18 protein-coding genes are annotated in these 17643 nt (G+C 70.5%); 14 read left to right on the forward strand and 4 right to left on the reverse strand.

Features of this window, described 5'->3' with window-relative positions:
- Positions 1–6: 6 nt before the first annotated feature.
- The gene (locus ACFY5A_RS04035; RefSeq protein ID WP_341941000.1) at positions 7–624 is read right to left on the reverse strand and encodes a nucleotide exchange factor GrpE; all 618 of its coding nucleotides are present in this window, start codon (positions 622–624) and stop codon (positions 7–9) included.
- A 2-nt stretch (positions 625–626) separates the two neighbouring features.
- Positions 627–2486 (reverse strand): molecular chaperone DnaK, encoded by a 1860-nt coding sequence (gene dnaK, locus ACFY5A_RS04040; protein ID WP_341940999.1) that lies wholly within the window; start codon positions 2484–2486, stop codon positions 627–629.
- 171 nt (positions 2487–2657) lie between these two features.
- Between dnaK and ACFY5A_RS04045 the strand changes: the two genes are divergently transcribed.
- The 14 genes from ACFY5A_RS04045 (at position 2658) to ACFY5A_RS04110 (ending at position 16219) form a co-directional block, all read left to right on the forward strand.
- On the forward strand, positions 2658–3260 hold the full coding sequence (locus tag ACFY5A_RS04045; protein WP_387231948.1) for an HAD family hydrolase: 603 nt from the start codon (positions 2658–2660) through the stop codon (positions 3258–3260).
- An 85-nt stretch (positions 3261–3345) separates the two neighbouring features.
- Positions 3346–4029, forward strand: a complete 684-nt coding sequence (locus ACFY5A_RS04050; protein WP_341940997.1) for a CbiX/SirB N-terminal domain-containing protein — start codon at positions 3346–3348, stop codon at positions 4027–4029.
- 179 nt (positions 4030–4208) lie between these two features.
- Positions 4209–5927, forward strand: a complete 1719-nt coding sequence (locus tag ACFY5A_RS04055; RefSeq protein ID WP_387231949.1) for a nitrite/sulfite reductase — start codon at positions 4209–4211, stop codon at positions 5925–5927.
- On the forward strand, positions 5924–6673 hold the full coding sequence (locus ACFY5A_RS04060) for a phosphoadenylyl-sulfate reductase (protein ID WP_223585638.1): 750 nt from the start codon (positions 5924–5926) through the stop codon (positions 6671–6673). Before ACFY5A_RS04055 ends, ACFY5A_RS04060 begins: the two co-directional genes overlap by 4 nt.
- Positions 6670–7680, forward strand: a complete 1011-nt coding sequence (cysD, locus tag ACFY5A_RS04065; RefSeq protein WP_387231950.1) for a sulfate adenylyltransferase subunit CysD — start codon at positions 6670–6672, stop codon at positions 7678–7680. The genes ACFY5A_RS04060 and cysD overlap by 4 nt, the downstream gene beginning before the upstream one ends.
- A gap of 119 nt (positions 7681–7799) precedes the next feature.
- On the forward strand, positions 7800–9092 hold the full coding sequence (locus tag ACFY5A_RS04070; protein ID WP_341940994.1) for a GTP-binding protein: 1293 nt from the start codon (positions 7800–7802) through the stop codon (positions 9090–9092).
- Positions 9093–9129: 37 nt separating this feature from the next.
- Positions 9130–10203: an ABC transporter substrate-binding protein gene (locus ACFY5A_RS04075; protein ID WP_341940993.1), complete on the forward strand. Its 1074-nt coding sequence runs from the start codon at positions 9130–9132 to the stop codon at positions 10201–10203.
- Positions 10203–11057 carry an ABC transporter ATP-binding protein gene (locus ACFY5A_RS04080; protein WP_387231952.1) on the forward strand — a complete coding sequence of 285 codons (855 nt, stop codon included), beginning with the start codon at positions 10203–10205 and terminating at the stop codon, positions 11055–11057. The genes ACFY5A_RS04075 and ACFY5A_RS04080 overlap by 1 nt, the downstream gene beginning before the upstream one ends.
- Complete coding sequence (locus ACFY5A_RS04085) at positions 11047–11967, forward strand: ABC transporter permease (protein ID WP_387231954.1); 921 nt, start codon at positions 11047–11049, stop codon at positions 11965–11967. The genes ACFY5A_RS04080 and ACFY5A_RS04085 overlap by 11 nt, the downstream gene beginning before the upstream one ends.
- Positions 11964–12803, forward strand: a complete 840-nt coding sequence (cobA, locus tag ACFY5A_RS04090; protein ID WP_387231956.1) for a uroporphyrinogen-III C-methyltransferase — start codon at positions 11964–11966, stop codon at positions 12801–12803. The genes ACFY5A_RS04085 and cobA overlap by 4 nt, the downstream gene beginning before the upstream one ends.
- Positions 12804–12846: 43 nt before the next feature.
- The gene (locus ACFY5A_RS04095; RefSeq protein ID WP_387231958.1) at positions 12847–14271 is read left to right on the forward strand and encodes an FAD-dependent oxidoreductase; all 1425 of its coding nucleotides are present in this window, start codon (positions 12847–12849) and stop codon (positions 14269–14271) included.
- Entirely contained in the window at positions 14268–14597 is a 330-nt protein-coding gene (gene fdxA, locus ACFY5A_RS04100; RefSeq protein ID WP_105677072.1) for a ferredoxin, read from the forward strand. Before ACFY5A_RS04095 ends, fdxA begins: the two co-directional genes overlap by 4 nt.
- Positions 14590–15519, forward strand: coding sequence for an NAD(P)/FAD-dependent oxidoreductase (locus ACFY5A_RS04105; protein ID WP_387231960.1), 930 nt, complete (start codon positions 14590–14592; stop codon positions 15517–15519). Before fdxA ends, ACFY5A_RS04105 begins: the two co-directional genes overlap by 8 nt.
- Before the next feature lie 37 nt (positions 15520–15556).
- Positions 15557–16219: a hypothetical protein gene (locus tag ACFY5A_RS04110; RefSeq protein WP_387231962.1), complete on the forward strand. Its 663-nt coding sequence runs from the start codon at positions 15557–15559 to the stop codon at positions 16217–16219.
- 9 nt (positions 16220–16228) lie between these two features.
- On the opposite strand, the gene ACFY5A_RS04115 is transcribed toward ACFY5A_RS04110, so the two are convergent.
- Positions 16229–16690 carry a DUF3817 domain-containing protein gene (locus tag ACFY5A_RS04115; RefSeq protein WP_105677068.1) on the reverse strand — a complete coding sequence of 154 codons (462 nt, stop codon included), beginning with the start codon at positions 16688–16690 and terminating at the stop codon, positions 16229–16231.
- 103 nt (positions 16691–16793) lie between these two features.
- Positions 16794–17543, reverse strand: coding sequence for an alpha/beta hydrolase (locus ACFY5A_RS04120; protein WP_341940985.1), 750 nt, complete (start codon positions 17541–17543; stop codon positions 16794–16796).
- Positions 17544–17643: the final 100 nt, after the last annotated feature.

A 17643-nucleotide genomic window follows, 5' to 3' on the forward strand; every position in this document is an offset into this window, starting at 1 on the left:
ACCTGCCTACTCAGCCGGTACAGCGACGACGACCTTCGCAGGGCGCAGCTCGACGTCTCCGAGGCGGTATCCCACCTCGACGACCTCGAGGATCGTGGTCTTCTCGGCACCCGGGGTGGGCTGCTGGAAGATCGCCTCGTGGCGTTGCGGGTCGAACTCCTCGCCCGCCTCACCGTAGGAGACGACTCCGAGCCGCTCGGCGACTCCGCGCACCTTGTCGGCGATCGCGGCGAAGGGCGTACCCTCGACCAGATCGCCGTGCTGGGCGGCGCGGCCGAGGTCGTCGAGCACCGGGATGAGGCCCTTGGCGGCCTCGCCCTTCGCCCGCTCGATCTCGACCTGGCGCTGCTCCTCGGTGCGGCGACGGTAGTTCGCGTACTCGGCCTGGAGGCGCTTGAGGTCGTTCAGCAGCGTGGACTCGAGGTCGGCGAGCACGGCGTCCTCCGCCGCGGCCTCACCGGTCTGCTCGGTGCCCAGGATGTCGTCGACCGTGAGCTCCTCGTCGGAGCCCTCCGCGGCCCTGGCTTCGGTGGAGTCCGGGTTCTGCGGCGCGGGGCCGGATGCCGCAGCATCCGACCCCTCGCTCCCAGGAACCTCGTTGTTGTCGAAGTTCTTGTCGGTCATGGTTACTTCTTCTCGTCCTCGTCGTCGACGACCTCGGCGTCGATGACGTCCTCGTCGGAGGAGGCATCGCCCGCGGGGGCCTCGCCCTCGGCGGCGCCCGGTGCGGGCTCAGCCTGGGACTGCGCGTAGATGGCCTCGCCCAGCTTGGACTGCGACTGGTTCAGCTTCTCGAACGCGGTCTTCACAGCCTCGTCGTCGTCGCCGGCCAGTGCCGTCTTGAGCGCGTCGACGTCGGCCTTGACCTCGGTCTTCACGTCTTCGGGCAGCTTGTCCTCGTTCTCGGAGATCAGCTTGTCGATCGAGTACGAGAGCGTCTCGGCCTGGTTGCGCACCTCGGCGGCCTCGCGGCGCGCCTTGTCTTCTGCGGCGTGCTCCTCGGCCTCGCGCACCATGCGCTCGATGTCCTCCTTCGACAGCGACGAGCCGCCGGAGATGACGATCGACTTCTCGGTGCCGGTGCCCTTGTCCTTCGCGGACACGTGCACGATGCCGTTGGCGTCGATGTCGAACGTGACCTCGATCTGCGGGATGCCACGGGGAGCCGGAGCGATGCCCGTGAGCTCGAACGTGCCGAGCGGCTTGTTGTCGCGGGTGAAGTCGCGCTCGCCCTGGAAGACCTGGATCGCGACGGACGGCTGGTTGTCGTCTGCCGTGGTGAAGGTCTCGCTGCGCTTGGTCGGGATGGCCGTGTTGCGCTCGATGAGCTTGGTCATCATGCCGCCCTTGGTCTCGATGCCGAGGCTCAGCGGGGTGACGTCGATGAGGAGGACGTCCTTGCGCTCGCCCTTCAGGACACCGGCCTGCAGAGCGGCGCCGACGGCGACGACCTCATCGGGGTTGACGCCCTTGTTGGCCTCCTTGCCGGTCTCGCGCTTGACGAGCTCGGCCACGGCGGGCATACGAGTCGATCCGCCGACGAGTACGATGTGGTCGATGTCGGCCACCTTGATGTTCGCCTCGCGGATGACGTCTTCGAAGGGCTTCTTGGTGCGGTCGAGCAGGTCCTTCGTGAGGTCCTCGAACTTCGCGCGGGTGATGGTCTCGCTCAGCGAGACGGGACCCGACTCGGTCAGCGACAGGTAGGGCAGGTTGATGCTCGTCGAGGTCGAGGAGGAGAGCTCCTTCTTGGCCTGCTCCGCAGCCTCCTTGAGACGCTGCAGGGCGATCTTGTCGCCCGAGACGTCGACGCCCGTGGTCTCCTTGAACTGCTTGATGAGGTAGTCGACGAGACGCTGGTCCCAGTCGTCGCCGCCGAGGCGGTTGTCACCGGCGGTCGAGCGCACCTGGATGGTGGAGAAGTCGTCGTCCTTGCCCACCTCGAGGAGGGAGACGTCGAAGGTTCCGCCGCCGAGGTCGAAGACGAGGATGAGCTCGTCCTCCTTGCCCTTGTCGAGGCCGTAGGCGAGGGCCGCAGCGGTGGGCTCGTTGATGATGCGCAGGACGTTGAGGCCCGAGATCTCGCCGGCCTCCTTGGTGGCCTGACGCTCGGCGTCGTTGAAGTACGCGGGGACGGTGATGACGGCATCCGTCACCGTGTCGCCCAGGTAGGCCTCGGCGTCGCGCTTGAGCTTCATGAGGATGCGCGCGGAGATCTCCTGCGGCGTCCACTTCTTGCCGTCGACGTCGAAGCTCCAGTCGGTGCCCATGTGGCGCTTGACGGACGAGATCGTGCGGTCGACGTTGGTGACGGCCTGGCGCTTGGCGGTCTCGCCGACGAGCACCTCGCCGTCCTTGGTGAATGCGACGACCGACGGGGTCGTGCGGAAGCCCTCGGCGTTGGCGATGACCTTCGGCTCGCCGCCCTCGAGGACGCTGACGACGGAGTTCGTGGTTCCGAGGTCGATTCCAACAGCACGTGCCATGTGTTCTCTCCTTGTGTTCGAAGTGTGTGGTGATCTGAAAAACCTGCGGCGAACAGGGAAACCTGAGTCGCGATGACTCAACTGTACTCCGACCCTCGGATGCTGTCAAACAAACTTGATATGAATCGGCTCAACTTTTCCCCTGAGTCGGACCGACGGCAGGATGGGTCCATGATCCGCGCCGTGCTCTTCGACCTCGACGGGGTCGTGCGCCACTTCGACCACGACGCCGACCTCGAACGCCGACACGGTCTCGACGAGGGCGACATCGCGCGCGTCGCCTTCGCCTCCCCTCTCATAGAAGAGGTCACGACCGGGCGCATCACCCGCGCCGAATGGATCGCGCGCATCGCCGAGCGAACCGCTCCCGCCGCCGCCGAGGAGTGGGGACGCACGCCGTTCCGCCTCGACCCCGAGGTGCTCGCGGTGATCGACGCGCTCAGGACCACCGGCATCCGCTGCATGATCCTCACCAACGGCACCGACACCATCCCCCGGGAGCTGAGGGACAGCGGGCTCGACGCCCACCTCGACGGCATCGTCAACTCCGCCGAGATCGGCTACGCCAAGCCGGATCCGCGCGCCTTCCAGTACGCACTGGATGCGCTGGAGCTCCGCGCGGAGGAGGTCTTCTTCACCGACGACTCCCCGTCCAAGCTCACCGGGGCGGACGAGCTCGGCATCACGACGCACCATTTCACCGGCGTCCTGCCGCTGCGCCGGGCGCTCCTCGACGCGCAGATCGCCCTCCCTGCTCTCGACGACCGTCGATGACCGGGCACCAGTGCTGCCCCCGCCCATGAGGCTGCATCCCTGATCGATCCCGGCGCCGAGGAGAGCGGGAGCTAGAGTCTCAGGCATGCCCCGACCGACACTGCTCGCCGTCTCGCACGGGACCGCGGATGCCGACGGCTCGACCGCGATCGCCGCCCTCGTCGCCGAAGTACGCGCGGCGCTGCCCGACGTCGAGGTGCGGGAGGCGTTCGTCGACGTGCAGGAGCCCGATGCGGCCGACCTCGCCCCCGCGATCGGCGGTCAGCTCGTCATCGTGCCGCTGCTGCTGTCGAGCGGCTTCCACGTGCACCATGATCTGCACGGCATCGCGGCGAAGCGGGAGGATGCCGTCGTCGCCGACCCCCTGGGACCAGACGCTCGGCTCGCCGACGTGCTCGCGGATCGCCTCGCGGCGACCGCCGACGCGGCCGTGGACGGCCCCGTGGTCCTGGCCGTCGCCGGATCCCGCGACCCCCGCTCGCTCACGGATGCCGAGGGCATGGCGTCCCTGCTCACCGAGCGACTGGGCCGCGACGTCGCGCTCGCCTACCTCGCCGCGCGTGACCCCGATCTGCCGACCGCGCTGCGCGAGCATCCGGGTTCCCCCGTGGCGACCTTCCTCCTCGCCCGCGGCTACTTCTACGATCTGGCCGTGCAGCAGGGCGACGGCCGCACCCTCAGCCTCCCTCTGCTCGACGGCGGGCCCGTGCCGCAGCCCCTCGTCGATCTGGTGGTCGCGCGCTACGAGGACGCCGCCGCCCGCTTCTGAGCACCACCGCCGTCATCCGCCGGCCGCACAGCACAGAACGTCGTCCCGCACCAGACCCTGCGGGCATATTCCGTGCTGCATGACGCTGTGTGACGATCCTTGACGTCACATGTCATCCAAGGTTCTTGAACACCGTCCAACTCCCTACCGTGAGGCGAAGCCATCCCAGGGAGCCGTTCATGACCATCCAGCAGCCGACGCCGATCCGTGGTGCCCGCACGCGCACCACGAGGACTCCGACCAAACCCCACGGGCAGTGGGCGGTCGACGGCACGGAGCCGCTGAACGCGAACGAGGAGTGGAAGCTCGCCGACGACGGCCTGAACGTCCGCGAGCGCATCGAGAACGTGTACGCGCAGGGCGGGTTCGCGAGCATCGACCCGACCGACCTGCACGGGCGCTTCCGCTGGTGGGGCCTGTACACGCAGCGCAAGCCCGGCATCGACGGCGGCCGCACGGCCCAGCTCGAGCCGCATGAGCTCGAGGACGAGTACTTCATGCTGCGGGTCCGCATCGACGGCGGGCAGCTCACCACCCATCAACTGCGCGTGATCGGCGAGATCTCCACCGAGTTCGCCCGCGACAGCGCCGACCTCACCGACCGTCAGAACGTGCAGCTGCACTGGGTCCAGGTCGAGGACGTGCCCGAGATCTGGCGCCGTCTCGAAGAGGTCGGGCTCAGCACGACCGAGGCGTGCGGCGATGTGCCGCGCGTGATCCTGGGATCCCCTGTCGCCGGCATCGCCGCGGACGAGATCATCGACCCCACCCCGCAGATCCTCGAGATCGCGGAGCGCTTCGTGGGCGACCAGTCGCTCGCCAACCTCCCCCGCAAGTACAAGACCGCCATCACCGGCCACCCGAGCCAGGACGTGGTGCACGAGATCAACGACTGCGCGTTCGTCGCGGTCGAGCATCCAGAGCTCGGCATCGGCTACGACATCTGGGTCGGCGGCGCGCTCTCGGTGGTGCCGCGGCTCGGCGAGCGCCTCGGCGCGTTCGTGGCCCCCGAGCGGGTCGCCGAGGTGTGGCACGGGGTCACGCAGATCTTCCGCGACTACGGCTATCGCCGCCTGCGCAACAAGGCCCGCCTGAAGTTCCTGCTCGCCGACTGGGGAGTCGAGAGGTTCCGCGATGTGCTGGAGACCGAGTACCTCGACGCTCCCCTCCCCGACGGGCCGGCCGCCCCCACGCCCACGACGATCGGCGACCACGTCGGCATCCACCGGCAGAAGGACGGACGCTTCTACGTCGGCGCCGCTCCCCTCGTCGGCCGCGTCTCCGGCAGCACGCTGACGGCCCTCGCCGACCTCGCGGAGCAGCACGGATCGCAGCGCATCCGCACCACCCCGCATCAGAAGCTGCTGGTGCTCGACGTGCCGGAGGACGGGGTCGAGAGCCTCGTCGCCGGCCTCGACGCCCTCGGGCTCTCGGCCAGGCCCAGCCTGTTCCGCCGCGGCACCATCGCATGCACGGGCATCGAGTACTGCAAGCTCGCGATCGTGGAGACCAAGGCGAACGCGGCCGACGCGATCCGTCTGCTGGAGGAGCGCCTCGGTGCTCTCGAGCCGGAGATCGGCCGCCCGATCACGCTGCACGTGAACGGCTGCCCGAACTCGTGCGCCCGCATCCAGATCGCCGACATCGGGCTCAAGGGCCAGCTGGTGTCGATCGACGGTGAGCAGGTCCCCGGCTACCAGGTGCACCTGGGCGGCGGCCTCGCGGGCGTCGACCGCGAGGAGGCCGGCCTCGGCCGCACCGTGCGCGGCCTCAAGGTCGCCGCTGACGGCATCGCCGACTACGCCGAGCGGGTGATCCGCCGCTACCTCGCCGACCGCGAGGAGGCCGAGAGCTTCGCGCAGTGGGCGCACAGGGCCGACGAGGAGGCGCTGCAGTGAGCACTCCGGTCGTCATCCGCTCCGCGCGACCTCCCCGGCGCTCGGTCGACGAGCTGCGCGCCCTCGCCGAGCGCGGGGCGGCCGAGCTGCGCAGTCGGCAGCCAGACGAGGCGACGCCGGCGGAGGTCGTCGCCTGGATCGCCGAGAACTTCGACGTCTCGCAGGCGGCCGTCGCCTGCTCGATGGCGGATGCCGCGCTGCCGCACCTCGTCGCGCAGGGCCTCCCCGGTGTCGACGTGCTGTTCCTCGACACGGGCTACCACTTCGCCGAGACCACGTTCACGCGCAACGAGGTGGAGCGCGAGCTCGACGTGCGCATCGTCGACGTGAAGCCGGAGCAGACCGTGCGCGAGCAGGATGCCGAGTTCGGCGCGAACCTGTTCGAGCGCGATCCCGGCCTGTGCTGCGCGCGGCGCAAGGTCGAACCGCTGCAGCGCTCGCTCGGCGAGTACGAGGTGTGGTTCACGGGTGTGCGCCGCGAGGAGGCGCCGACGCGCGCCGAGACGCCGCTGATCGTGTGGGACGAGCGCAACGGCCTCGTGAAGGTCAACCCGGTCGCCGCGTGGAGCTTCGACGACCTCATCGACTACGCCACCGTGAACGCGGTGCCGGTGAACCCCCTGATCGCGAACGGCTACCCGTCGATCGGCTGCGCGCCGTGCACGAAGCCCGTCGCCGCCGGCGAGGACCCGCGCTCCGGCCGCTGGGCCGGGCTCTCCAAGACAGAATGCGGACTCCACCTATGAGCGAGACACCTCGTCAGACCTCGTTCGTTGAGCGAGCGCAGCGAGACGAAACGCCAAGCCCGACGCGTTTCGTCTCGTCGCTGCGCTCCTCGCTCAACGACCAGGAGGCCCCGACATCGCTGTCGGCCCTCGACCTGCTCGAGGCCGAGGGCATCCACATCATCCGCGAGGTCGTCGCCGAGTTCGAGCGTCCCGTGCTGCTGTTCTCGGGCGGAAAGGACTCCGTCGTGGTGCTGCACCTCGCGGCGAAGGCCTTCGCGCCGGGCAAGGTGCCGTTCCCCGTGCTGCACGTCGACACCGGCCATAACTTCCCCGAGGTGATCGCCTTCCGCGACGAGACGGTCGCCCGCCTCGGCATCGACCTCGAGGTCGCGCGCGTGCAGGACTACATCGACGACGGCCGCCTGGCCGAGCGCCCCGACGGCACCCGCAACCCGCTGCAGACGCAGCCGCTGCTCGATGCGATCGCCGCGGGAAAGCACGATGCCGTGTTCGGCGGCGCCCGCCGCGACGAGGACAAGGCGCGGGCGAAGGAGCGCATCATCTCGCTCCGCGACGAGTTCGGCCAGTGGGACCCGCGCAACCAGCGCCCCGAGCTGTGGAGCCTGTACAACGGCCGCCACCTCCCCGGCCAGCACGTGCGGGCCTTCCCGATCTCGAACTGGACCGAGACCGACATCTGGAACTACATCGAGCGCGAGGGCATCGCCCTCCCTCCCCTGTACTACGCGCACGAGCGCGAGGTCTTCCGTCGCGACGGCATGTGGTGGGCCGTGGGCGAGTTCTCGCAGCCGCGCACCGGCGAAGACGTCGTTCGCCGCACGGTGCGCTACCGCACGGTCGGCGACATGAGCTGCACGGGTGCGGTGGAGTCGGATGCCGCGGACACGGCATCCGTCGTCGCCGAGGTGCAGCGCTCCACCCTCACCGAGCGCGGAGCGACCCGCGCCGACGACCGGATCAGCGAGGCCGCCATGGAGGATCGCAAGAAGGACGGGTACTTCTGATGACTGACACCCCACCGGTCGTTGAGCGAGGGAGCGCAGCGACCGAGACGAAACGCATCGACCCTCAGTCGAGGTCGGATGAGGACGTTTCGTCTCGCTCCGCTCGCTCAACGACCGACGTGAGAACCCTCTTCCGCTTCGCGACGGCCGGCTCCGTCGACGACGGCAAGTCCACGCTCGTCGGCCGACTGCTGCACGACGCGAAGGCGATCCTCGCCGACCAGCTGGAGCAGGTCGCCGCCACCAGCCGCCAGCGCGGCTTCGCGCACGGCGACTTCGACTTCGCGCTCCTCACCGACGGGCTCCGCGCCGAGCGCGAGCAGGGCATCACGATCGACGTCGCCTACCGCTACTTCGCGACCGATCGGCGCAGCTTCATCCTCGCCGACTGCCCCGGCCACGTGCAGTACACGCGCAACATGGTCACCGGATCCGCCACCGCGGATGCCGTGATCGTGCTGGTCGACGCCCGCAAGGGCATCGTGGAGCAGACCCGCCGTCACCTCGCCGTGGTCTCCCTGCTGCGCGTGGCCCACGTCGTCATCGCGGTGAACAAGATCGACCTCACAGGCTTCGACGAGAACGTCTTCGTGGAGATCGAGATCGAGGCGGCCAGGGTCGCCGAGCAGCTGGGCCTCACCGGCATCCACGTGCTGCCGGTGTCGGCGCTCGAAGGCGACAACATCGTCGACCGGTCGGAGCGCACGCCCTGGTATCAGGGGCCGACGCTGATCGAGCTGCTGGAGACCCTCCCGACCATCGACGAGTCGGAGGCCGCAGCCTCGGACTTCCGTCTTCCCGTGCAGCTCGTGCTGCGCCCCCAGGGCGGCCTCTCGCCGACCGTGAGCGCCGACGACGCCGAGCGCTACCGGGACTTCCGCGGATTCGCCGGCCGCATCTCCGCGGGCTCCGTGCGCGTGGGCGACGTCGTGGAGGTGTTCCCCGGCGGGCACGCCACCACGGTCACCGGCATCCACGTCGCGGGGGCGGAGGCGGATGCCGCGACAGCTCCGCAGTCGGTCACGCTGACGCTCGCCGATGAGCTGGACGCCGCGCGGGGCGCCGTGATCGCGGCATCCGGCACCGTTCCCGCCGGGCGCAGGGAGGCGGTCGTCGAGCTCTTCCAGCTCGATCCGCGCACGATCACCGCGGGCACCAGGGTGCTGGTCAAGCACGGCACCCTGACCGTGCAGGCGCTCGTGTCCGAGGTCATCGACCGCCGCGACCTCGACACGCTCGGCCACCTCGACGCCGACGCGCTCGCGGTCAACGAGATCGGCCGCGTGCGTCTGCGCTTCGCCGCCGACCTCCCCCTCGAACCGTACGAGCAGAGCCGCTCCGGCGGCTCCCTCGTGCTCATCCACCCCGCCGACGGCGCGACGCTGGCCGCAGCGACCGTCGTCGGGGACTGACCCGCACCACCCCACCACTCGCTAAGGAGGCGACACCGTGAAGATCACCCGCAAGACCACCGCACTCACAGCCCTTGGACTCGCTGCCATGATGCTGGCCGGCTGCGCCTCGGCATCTGCCGCGCCGAGCGCGTCAGACGCCGCGAAGGACGACCTCTCCGAAGTGCGTCTGGGCTACTTCGCCAACGTCACGCACGCGCCGGCGCTGGTCGGGCTCTCCGAGGGGCTGTTCCAGGATGCTCTCGGCGACGTCGACGTGAAGACGGAGGTCTTCAACGCCGGACCCGCCGCGATCGAGGCCCTCTCGGCCGGAGCGATCGACGCCACCTACATCGGGCCCAACCCGGCGATCAACACGTTCATCCAGTCAGGCGGCGAGTCGGCGAACATCATCGCCGGAGCGACCTCGGGCGGCGCGGCGCTGGTCGTGCGCGACGGCATCGACAAGCCGGAGGACCTCAAGGGCAAGAACATCGCGACGCCCCAGCTCGGCAACACGCAGGACGTGGCGCTGCGCAGCTGGCTCGCCGAGGAGGGCTTCGAGACCTCGACCTCCGGTGGGGGCGACGTCACCATCACGCCCACCGAGAACGCGCAGACGCTGACGCTGTTCCAGGACGGGCAGCTCGACGGCGCCTGGCTCCCCGAGCCGTGGGTGTCGCGACTGGTCGTCGAGGCGGGAGCCCACGTGCTCGTCGACGAGGCCGACCTCTGGCCCGACGGCGCGTTCCCGACCACGGTGCTGCTCGTGCGCAAGGACTTCGCCGAGGAGCACCCGAAGATCGTCGAGGAGCTGCTGGAGGGGCACATCGCCGCAGTGCAGTGGCTCGACGAGCACGCCGACGAGGCCCCGGCCGTCATCAACGACGCCCTGGAGAAGGCGACGGGCAAGAAGCTCTCCGATGAGGTGCTGGCCCGCGCGCTCGAGAACGTCACGTTCACGGTCGACCCGCACGCCGAGACCTTCACGAAGCTCGTGGAGAACGGGCTGGCCGCCGGCACGCAGAAGAAGGGCTCGATCGACGGGCTGTTCGATCTGACGCCGCTGAACGCGCTCCTGAAGAAGGCCGGCGAGGACACCGTCTCGGCCGCAGGGCTCGGGGAGGACTGATGAGCGCGCCCGCGGGGCCCTTCGGCGGACTCAGGGACCTTCCCCTGCCAGCATCCGCGACCAGGCTGACGCCCAGCTTCGACGGCGTCACCCCCCTGGCCGAGCGTACGCCCTCCGTCGACCCCGCGGTGCGCCTCTCGCACGTCACCAAGCGCTACGGCTCGGGGCCGGTCGTCCTCGACGACGTCTCCCTCGACATCGCCCCCGGAGAGTTCATCTGCCTGCTCGGGGCCTCCGGCTGCGGCAAGTCGACGCTGCTCAACCTCGTCGCGGGGCTCGAGCCCGTCACCAGCGGCGGGATCGAGACCCCCGACGGGGGCGCGGCCGTGATGTTCCAGGAGTCCGCGCTGATGCCGTGGCTCACCGCCCGTCAGAACGTCGAGCTCGCGCTGCGACTGCGCGGCGTGCCCCGGCGCGACCGACGCGCGGAGGCCGAGCGTCTGCTCGGCACCGTCAACCTCGCCGAGGCCGCCGACAAGCGGCCGCACGAGCTCTCCGGCGGCATGCGCCAGCGCGTCGCCCTCGCCCGCGCCCTCGCGCAGGATCGCGCCGTGCTGCTCATGGACGAGCCCTTCGCCGCGCTCGACGCCATCACCCGCGACCTGCTGCACGAGGAGCTCGAGCGCGTGTGGCGCGCCACCGGCCGCACGATCGTGTTCGTCACGCACAACGTGCGAGAGGCCGCTCGACTGGGCCAGCGGGTCATCCTGCTCTCCAGTCGCCCAGGTCGCATCGCCGGCGAATGGCGCATCGCGAACACCTCGGGGCGCCGCATCGAGTCGCCCGAGGTCGCGGCCCTCGCCACCGAGATCACCGCCGAGCTGCGGAAGGAGATCGCCCGCAATGCCTCATGAGACCACCGTCTTCCGGCCGGCGGACGACACCACGAGCGGCGATGCCTACGGCGACCTGCGCACGCTGTCGACCGGCCTCGACCGCCTGCAGTCCGACGAGGTGCAGCGCACACCGCGGTGGCGCGACGTGCTCGCCAAGACGCTGCCTCCGGTCACGCTGCTCGTCGTGCTGCTCGCCGTCTGGCAGCTCTACGTCGTCATCGCGAACCCCCGCCCCGACAAGGCTCCGAGCCCGCTCGCCGTCGCCTCGGCGCTCGGCGACGCGTGGGAGTCGGGTCGCCTGCAGGAGGCGGTGCTCACGAGCCTCGAACGCGGCGTCATCGGCTTCCTCATCGCGATCGTGGGCGGCACCGCTCTCGGCATGCTGCTCGCCGAGTGGAAGCTGCTGCGTCGCGCCGCCGGCCCGCTCATCTCGGGACTCACCGTGCTGCCCTCCGTGGCCTGGGTCCCCGCCGCGATCATCTGGTTCGGCCTGACCGACGGCACCGCGTACTTCGTGATCCTGATGGGGGCGATCCCCTCGATCGTGAACGGGCTTCTCTCCGGCATCGACCAGGTGCCGCCGCAGCTGCGTCGCGTCGGCATCGTGCTCGGCGCGAGCCGCTGGCAGCTGGCGACCGCGGTGACGCTCCCCGCCGCCCTGCCCGGCTACTTCGCGGGCCTCAAGCAGGGGTGGGCGTTCTCGTGGCGCTCCCTGATGGCGGCCGAGATCATCACGATGGGCGGGTCGATGGGATTCGGGCTGGGCACGATGCTCAACCAGTCGCGCGAGCTCGCCGACCTCGCGAGCGTGCTCGGCACGATCCTGCTCATCCTCGCGATCGGCATCGTCATCGAGCTGGTCCTGTTCGCCCCGCTCGAGCGCCGGATGCTGCGCAATCGCGGACTGCTCCTCGGAGGTGCACGATGACCGGAAGAGTGACCCTCGTCGGGGCGGGACCGGGAGACGCCGGCCTGCTCACGCTCCGCGGCCTGCGGGCGCTGCAGGATGCCGACGTCATCGTCGCCGACCGCCTCGGCGCGCGGCAGGTGCTGCAGCAGCTCGCGGAGGAGGGCGTCGTGCTGACGGCGGAGGTCGTCGACGTCGGCAAGCTCCCCGGCCACCACCCGGTGCCCCAGGACGGCATCAACGACCTCCTCGTCTCCCTGGCCCGCGAGGGTCGGGACGTCGTGCGCCTGAAGGGCGGCGATCCGTTCGTCTTCGGCCGAGGCCGTGAGGAGCAGCTGTTCTGCGAGGAGGCCGGCATCACGGTCGAGGTCGTGCCCGGCGTCACCAGCGCCGTCTCGGTGCCCGCCGTCGCCGGCATCCCGCTCACCCACCGCGGCCTGGCGGCCTCGTTCACCGTGGTCAGCGCGCACGACCAGATCGAGCGCATCCCCGGCGGCTCCGACCACACGGTCGTGCTGCTGATGGGGGTGAACACGCTGGGGCACTCGGCCCACGTGCTCGCCGCCGGCGCCCGCGGCGACGACTGCCCCGTCGCGATCATCGAAGACGGCTTCGGCGAGAGCCAGCGCATCACGATCGGCACGCTCGGGACGATCGCCTCGCTCGCGGCCTCCCGCCAGGTGCGCTCCCCTGCCGTGATCGTGGTGGGAGACGTCGTGCGGCTGAGCCCGCACGCCGCGGCATCCGTGACCATCTCCTCGCAGCCTCCCAGGACCCACTGGAGCGACGCCCTCATCGCCGGGCTCGCCGTCGACACCGGCCTCGTCCAGGTCGTCGAGACCTCCCTCAACCGCTGACCGCGCTCGCACCCGCACCCGCACCCGCACCGAAAGATCCGCCATGTCATCGACCCCCGTCTCCTCGTCTTCGCCGCGTCCGCTGGCCCTGCGCGTCGCGATCGTCGGCGCCGGCCCCGCGGGCATCTACGCGGGAAACCTCCTCGCGAACGCCGTCGCCGAGCGCTCCGGCCGCGTGGAGATCGACCTGTTCGAGTCGCTCCCCGCGCCCTACGGCCTCATCCGCTACGGCGTCGCCCCCGACCACCCGCGCATCAAGGGCATCGTCAACTCGCTGCACGAGATGCTCGATGCGTTCCCCGTCGTCGACGACGGGGACCCCGCGCCCACCCGGCGCACGATCCGCTTCATCGGCAACGTGGAGGTCGGCCGCGACGTCTCCCTCGACGACCTCCGCGAGCGCTACCACGCGGTGATCCTCGCGACCGGGGCGATCCGCGATGCGGCCCTCGACATCCCCGGCGTCGAGCTTCCCGGCTCCCACGGCGCCGCCGACTTCGTGGCGTGGTTCGACGGCCACCCCGACGTCGCGCGCACCTGGCCTCTCGACGCGTCGTCTGTGGCGGTGATCGGCAACGGCAACGTCGCACTCGACGTCGCCCGGGTTCTCGCGAAGCACGCCGTGGACCTCCGCACGACCGAGGTGCCCGACAACGTCCTGGCGGGTCTGGAGTCCTCCGCGGTCACCGACGTGCACGTGTTCGGACGCCGCGGCCCCGCCGACATCAAGTTCACGCCCATCGAACTGCGGGAGCTCGGCGAGGTGCGCGACGTCGACATCGTGCTGCACGACGAAGACTTCGACGGCGTCGACCCGGCAGCCGCGACGAACAACCAGCTCAAGGTCATGCTGCGCACGCTGAACGGCTGGCGCGACCGCCCGGCGGGGACGGCATCCCGCCGACTGCACCTGCACTTCTGGCACGCCCCCGTCGCGATCGAGGGCGACGGGCGGGTCGAGAGCATCCGCTTCGAGCGGACGCGCGCGGATGCCGATGGCGCCCTCGTGCGTACCGGGGAGTTCCGCGACTACGCCGTGCAGGCCGTGTACCGCGCGGTCGGGTACTACGGCACCCGTGTGGTCGATGCGCCGTTCGACGAGGCGCGCGGCGTGGTGCCGAACGACGGCGGCCGTGTGGCCGACGAGCCCGGCCTGTACGCGACCGGCTGGATCAAGCGCGGGCCCGTCGGCCTCATCGGGCACACGAAGTCCGACGCGCTGGAGACCATCACGCACCTCGTGGCGGACGCGGAGGCCGGGCTGCTCGCAGACCCCGCCTCCGACGAGGACGTGCTCGACGTGCTCGACGCGGACGGCGCCGAGTACACGACCTGGGACGGCTGGCTGGCCCTCGACGCCCACGAGCGTCGCCTCGGCGAGACGCACCGGCACACCCGCGAGCGCGTGAAGGTCGTGCCCCGCGACGAGCAGGTCGCGGTGTCGCGCGACGGCGCTCTCGTCCGATGACCTACGTCATCGCGCTGCCCTGCGTCGATGTGAAGGATCGCGCCTGCATCGACGAGTGCCCCGTCGACTGCATCTACGAGGGAGAGCGCTCCCTCTACATCCACCCCGACGAGTGCGTCGACTGCGGCGCCTGCGAGCCGGTGTGCCCCGTGGAGGCGATCTACTACGAGGACGACCTGCCCGAGGAGTGGCAGGATTACTACAAGGCGAATGTGGAGTTCTTCGATGAGCTCGGCTCGCCCGGCGGCGCCGCCAAGGTCGGCGTCTCCGCGTTCGACCACCCGGTGGTCGCCGCCCTTCCCCCACAGGAGGGTGCGCATGGCTGAGACGGCTCCGTACGACGTGCTGATCATCGGCGGGGGCCCTGCGGGCCTCTCCGCCGCCCTCAACCTGGGCCGGTCCCTGGTGCGGGTGCTCGTCGTGGATGCCGATCGCCCACGGAACGCGGCGACGTTGAACTCGCACGGCTTCCTGACCCGCGACGGCGTGCCCCCGCACGAGCTGCGCAAGCTCGCCCGGGCGGAGCTCGCCGCCTACCCGAACGTCGAGATCCGCTCCCGCGTGCGCGTGGCCTCGCTGTCGCAGACGGACGACGGGTTCGCCGCGGGGATCGGCCGCACGGAGGCCACGGAGACGGTCCGCACCCGCGCCGTGCTGCTCGCCACCGGCCTGCGCGAGACGCTGCCTGAGGTGCCGAACCTGCGGGGCTTCTACGGCATGAGCCTGTTCAGCTGCGCGGCCTGCGACGCATGGGAGCTGCGCGGTCGACGCCTCGCGCTCATCGGGGAGTCCGCCGACCTCGCCGATCGCGCACGGCTGATCGCCCGCTGGACCGAGAGCCTCACGGTCTTCACGAACGGCTCAGACGCCGTCACGACGACGGAGGAGGCCGAGCTCGCCGCCGCGGGGATCGCCGTGCTGCGGCATCCGATCACCGAGCTCGTGGGCGAACGGGGCAGGCTCGAGGCGATCCGTCTCGACGGCGGTCAGGTGATCAGGGTCGGCGGCGGGTTCGTGCGGCCGGCGTGGGAGACCGACCTCTCGTTCCTCGACGGCTTCACCGCGGCGGTCGACGGGCACGGGCACCTCGTCACCGACCGCTCAGGGCGCACCGATGTGCCCGGCCTCTACGCCGCGGGGGATGCCGCCGCCCCCGGACCCCAGCAGCTCATCGTCGCGGCCGGCGCCGGAGCCCGCGTCGCGGCCGTGATCGTGCATGACGCCGTCGGCGTCGCCACTGCGCACTGACTCCCCGCGCGTCTCGCCCCGGGCTAGGCTGACCGGCATGACGCGTACATCGGGGGGCCGTCTCGCCGCGGCGATCATCGTCGGAGTCGTCGCGCTGCCACTGAGCGGCTGTCTCTACGCGCAGATCCCCGCGGATCCGCCGGTGGTCGACGGGCCGACGATCACCCCGGTTCCCTCCGACGAGCCCGCACAAGACGGCATCCCCGCGACGATGTCGTTCGCCGACGGCGCCGATCTGCCGTCGACCGCGTACATCCAGTGGGGCGACGGCCTCCTGTTCGACGACGGCTGGAAGTCGGTCGCCCCCGACGACGGCAACGGCGGATGGACGGACGGCACGATCGACGACACCTGCACGGCGCGGTTCTGGCAGGGGCTCGCTTCCGACGTGGACATGACGCCGGGCGACGACGAGGTCAGTTCGGACGCGGTGCTCGCGCAGGTCGTCGGCGGCACGACCTCGGCCTCCGTGACGCTGCTCGCGACGACCGTGCAGCTCGGGTACCAGACCGGCGGAACGCCGCTGGTCGATGCGCGTCAGCTGACCGGGACGCGCGACGGGCACGACTGGTCGATCACGGCGCGCGCGTTCACGGCGACGGGGGCCGGCGTCTTCGTGATCGTCGACTGCGTGGGCGGCGACGTGGGTGCGGTCTTCGACGAGATCGTCGAGAAGAACGCGATCATCATCACCCCGTGACGGGCGAGGTCACTTGCCTCCGGGCGGACCGACGAGCAGCAGGATGACGTAGAGCGCCACGACCGCGATCGCGATCAGCCCGCCCAGCACCCACGGACGCCGCAGGAACCAGCGCATCAGCCGGTCGATCCAGCGCCGGTCGCGCGGGTCTTCGCCCTCCTCCAGCCGCCAGGCGCCGGCGAGGCGCCCCGTGCGGTGCAGCCAGATCTCCATCGGGATCGTCGCGTAGGGCACGATCGCGCTGGCGACGGCGAGCACGGCGACGCCCGCATGCCAGCGGTTGTTCAGCGCCACGAGGATCGCGGTCGCCCCGTAGGCGAGGAACACGAACCCGTGGATGCCGCCGCCGATCGTGACGACGATCCCCGGAGCGCCGGCCGCCCGCGCGATGAGGGCCGAGATGAGGAGCGTCCAGGTGATCGCCTCGGCGATGGCCAGGACGCGGTACAGACGGGAGGGCTCGGTGAACACAGTGCTCCTAGGAATCGGGTACTCCCCACGCTAGGCGGCTCCGCGGCATCCGTGATCCATCGAATGGTTGAGTCGTGCTCGCTCGGTTGCGCGGAGCGACCACTCAGGACTGGGGGAGGTCGGCCATGAAGGCGTTCAGGATCTCGGCGACGCGCGCATGCATCTCCTCGTCCGTGATCGTCGGCTGTCCGTCGCCGTCCTGGGGACCGTAGTCACCGAACGACGCGTGGGACGCACCCTCGATCTGGACCATCTCGGCGTCTCCGGGGAGCAGGGCCCTGGCCGCATCGATCTTCTCCGGCGTCGACAGTCCGTCCTCGCTCCCCGAGATGCTCAGCACGGCGAGATCGGTGTCGGAGAGGTCGTTCGAGCAGTACGAGCCGAACAGCACGAGGGCCTCCGCGTCGGCGGCCAGCTGGCACGCGCGCACGCCGCCCAGCGAGTGCCCGCCGACGGCCCAGTCGTCGATGTCGGGGGCGGCGGAGGTGAAGGAGTCGAGTCCACGCAGGTCGAAGAAGGCGAGGTTCAGCCACGGGCGCGTGATCACCACGGTGACGCCCTCCTCGGCGAGGCTCTGCAGGATCGGGGCGTACGCCCACGGATCCACCTTCGCCCCGGGGATGAAGACCAGGCCCTGCTCGGAATCGCCGTCTGCGGGCGTGAGCACGATGCCCTGCTCGGCGTCCTCGACGTGGATCGCCGGGTTCTCGCGAACGCTCGCCAGCGGGGCCTTCTCGGCGGGCATCACCCCGATCTGGCTCCAGCCGACGACGCCGACGATCCCGAGCACGACGACGGCGACGACACCCCAGACGATCACTTTCAGGACACGACGGCCACGCTTCTTCTGCACGAGATCAACGTTATTGCCCGCGGATGGGAATGCCCCCGGGAGGTGCTGCCCGTCACATTCGCGTCTCTGCGGAATACCCCGGCGTTCCCCGACGTTGCCG

The organism is Microbacterium sp. NPDC012755, assembly GCF_042901325.1.
GTDB classification, from domain to species: domain Bacteria; phylum Actinomycetota; class Actinomycetes; order Actinomycetales; family Microbacteriaceae; genus Microbacterium; species Microbacterium natoriense.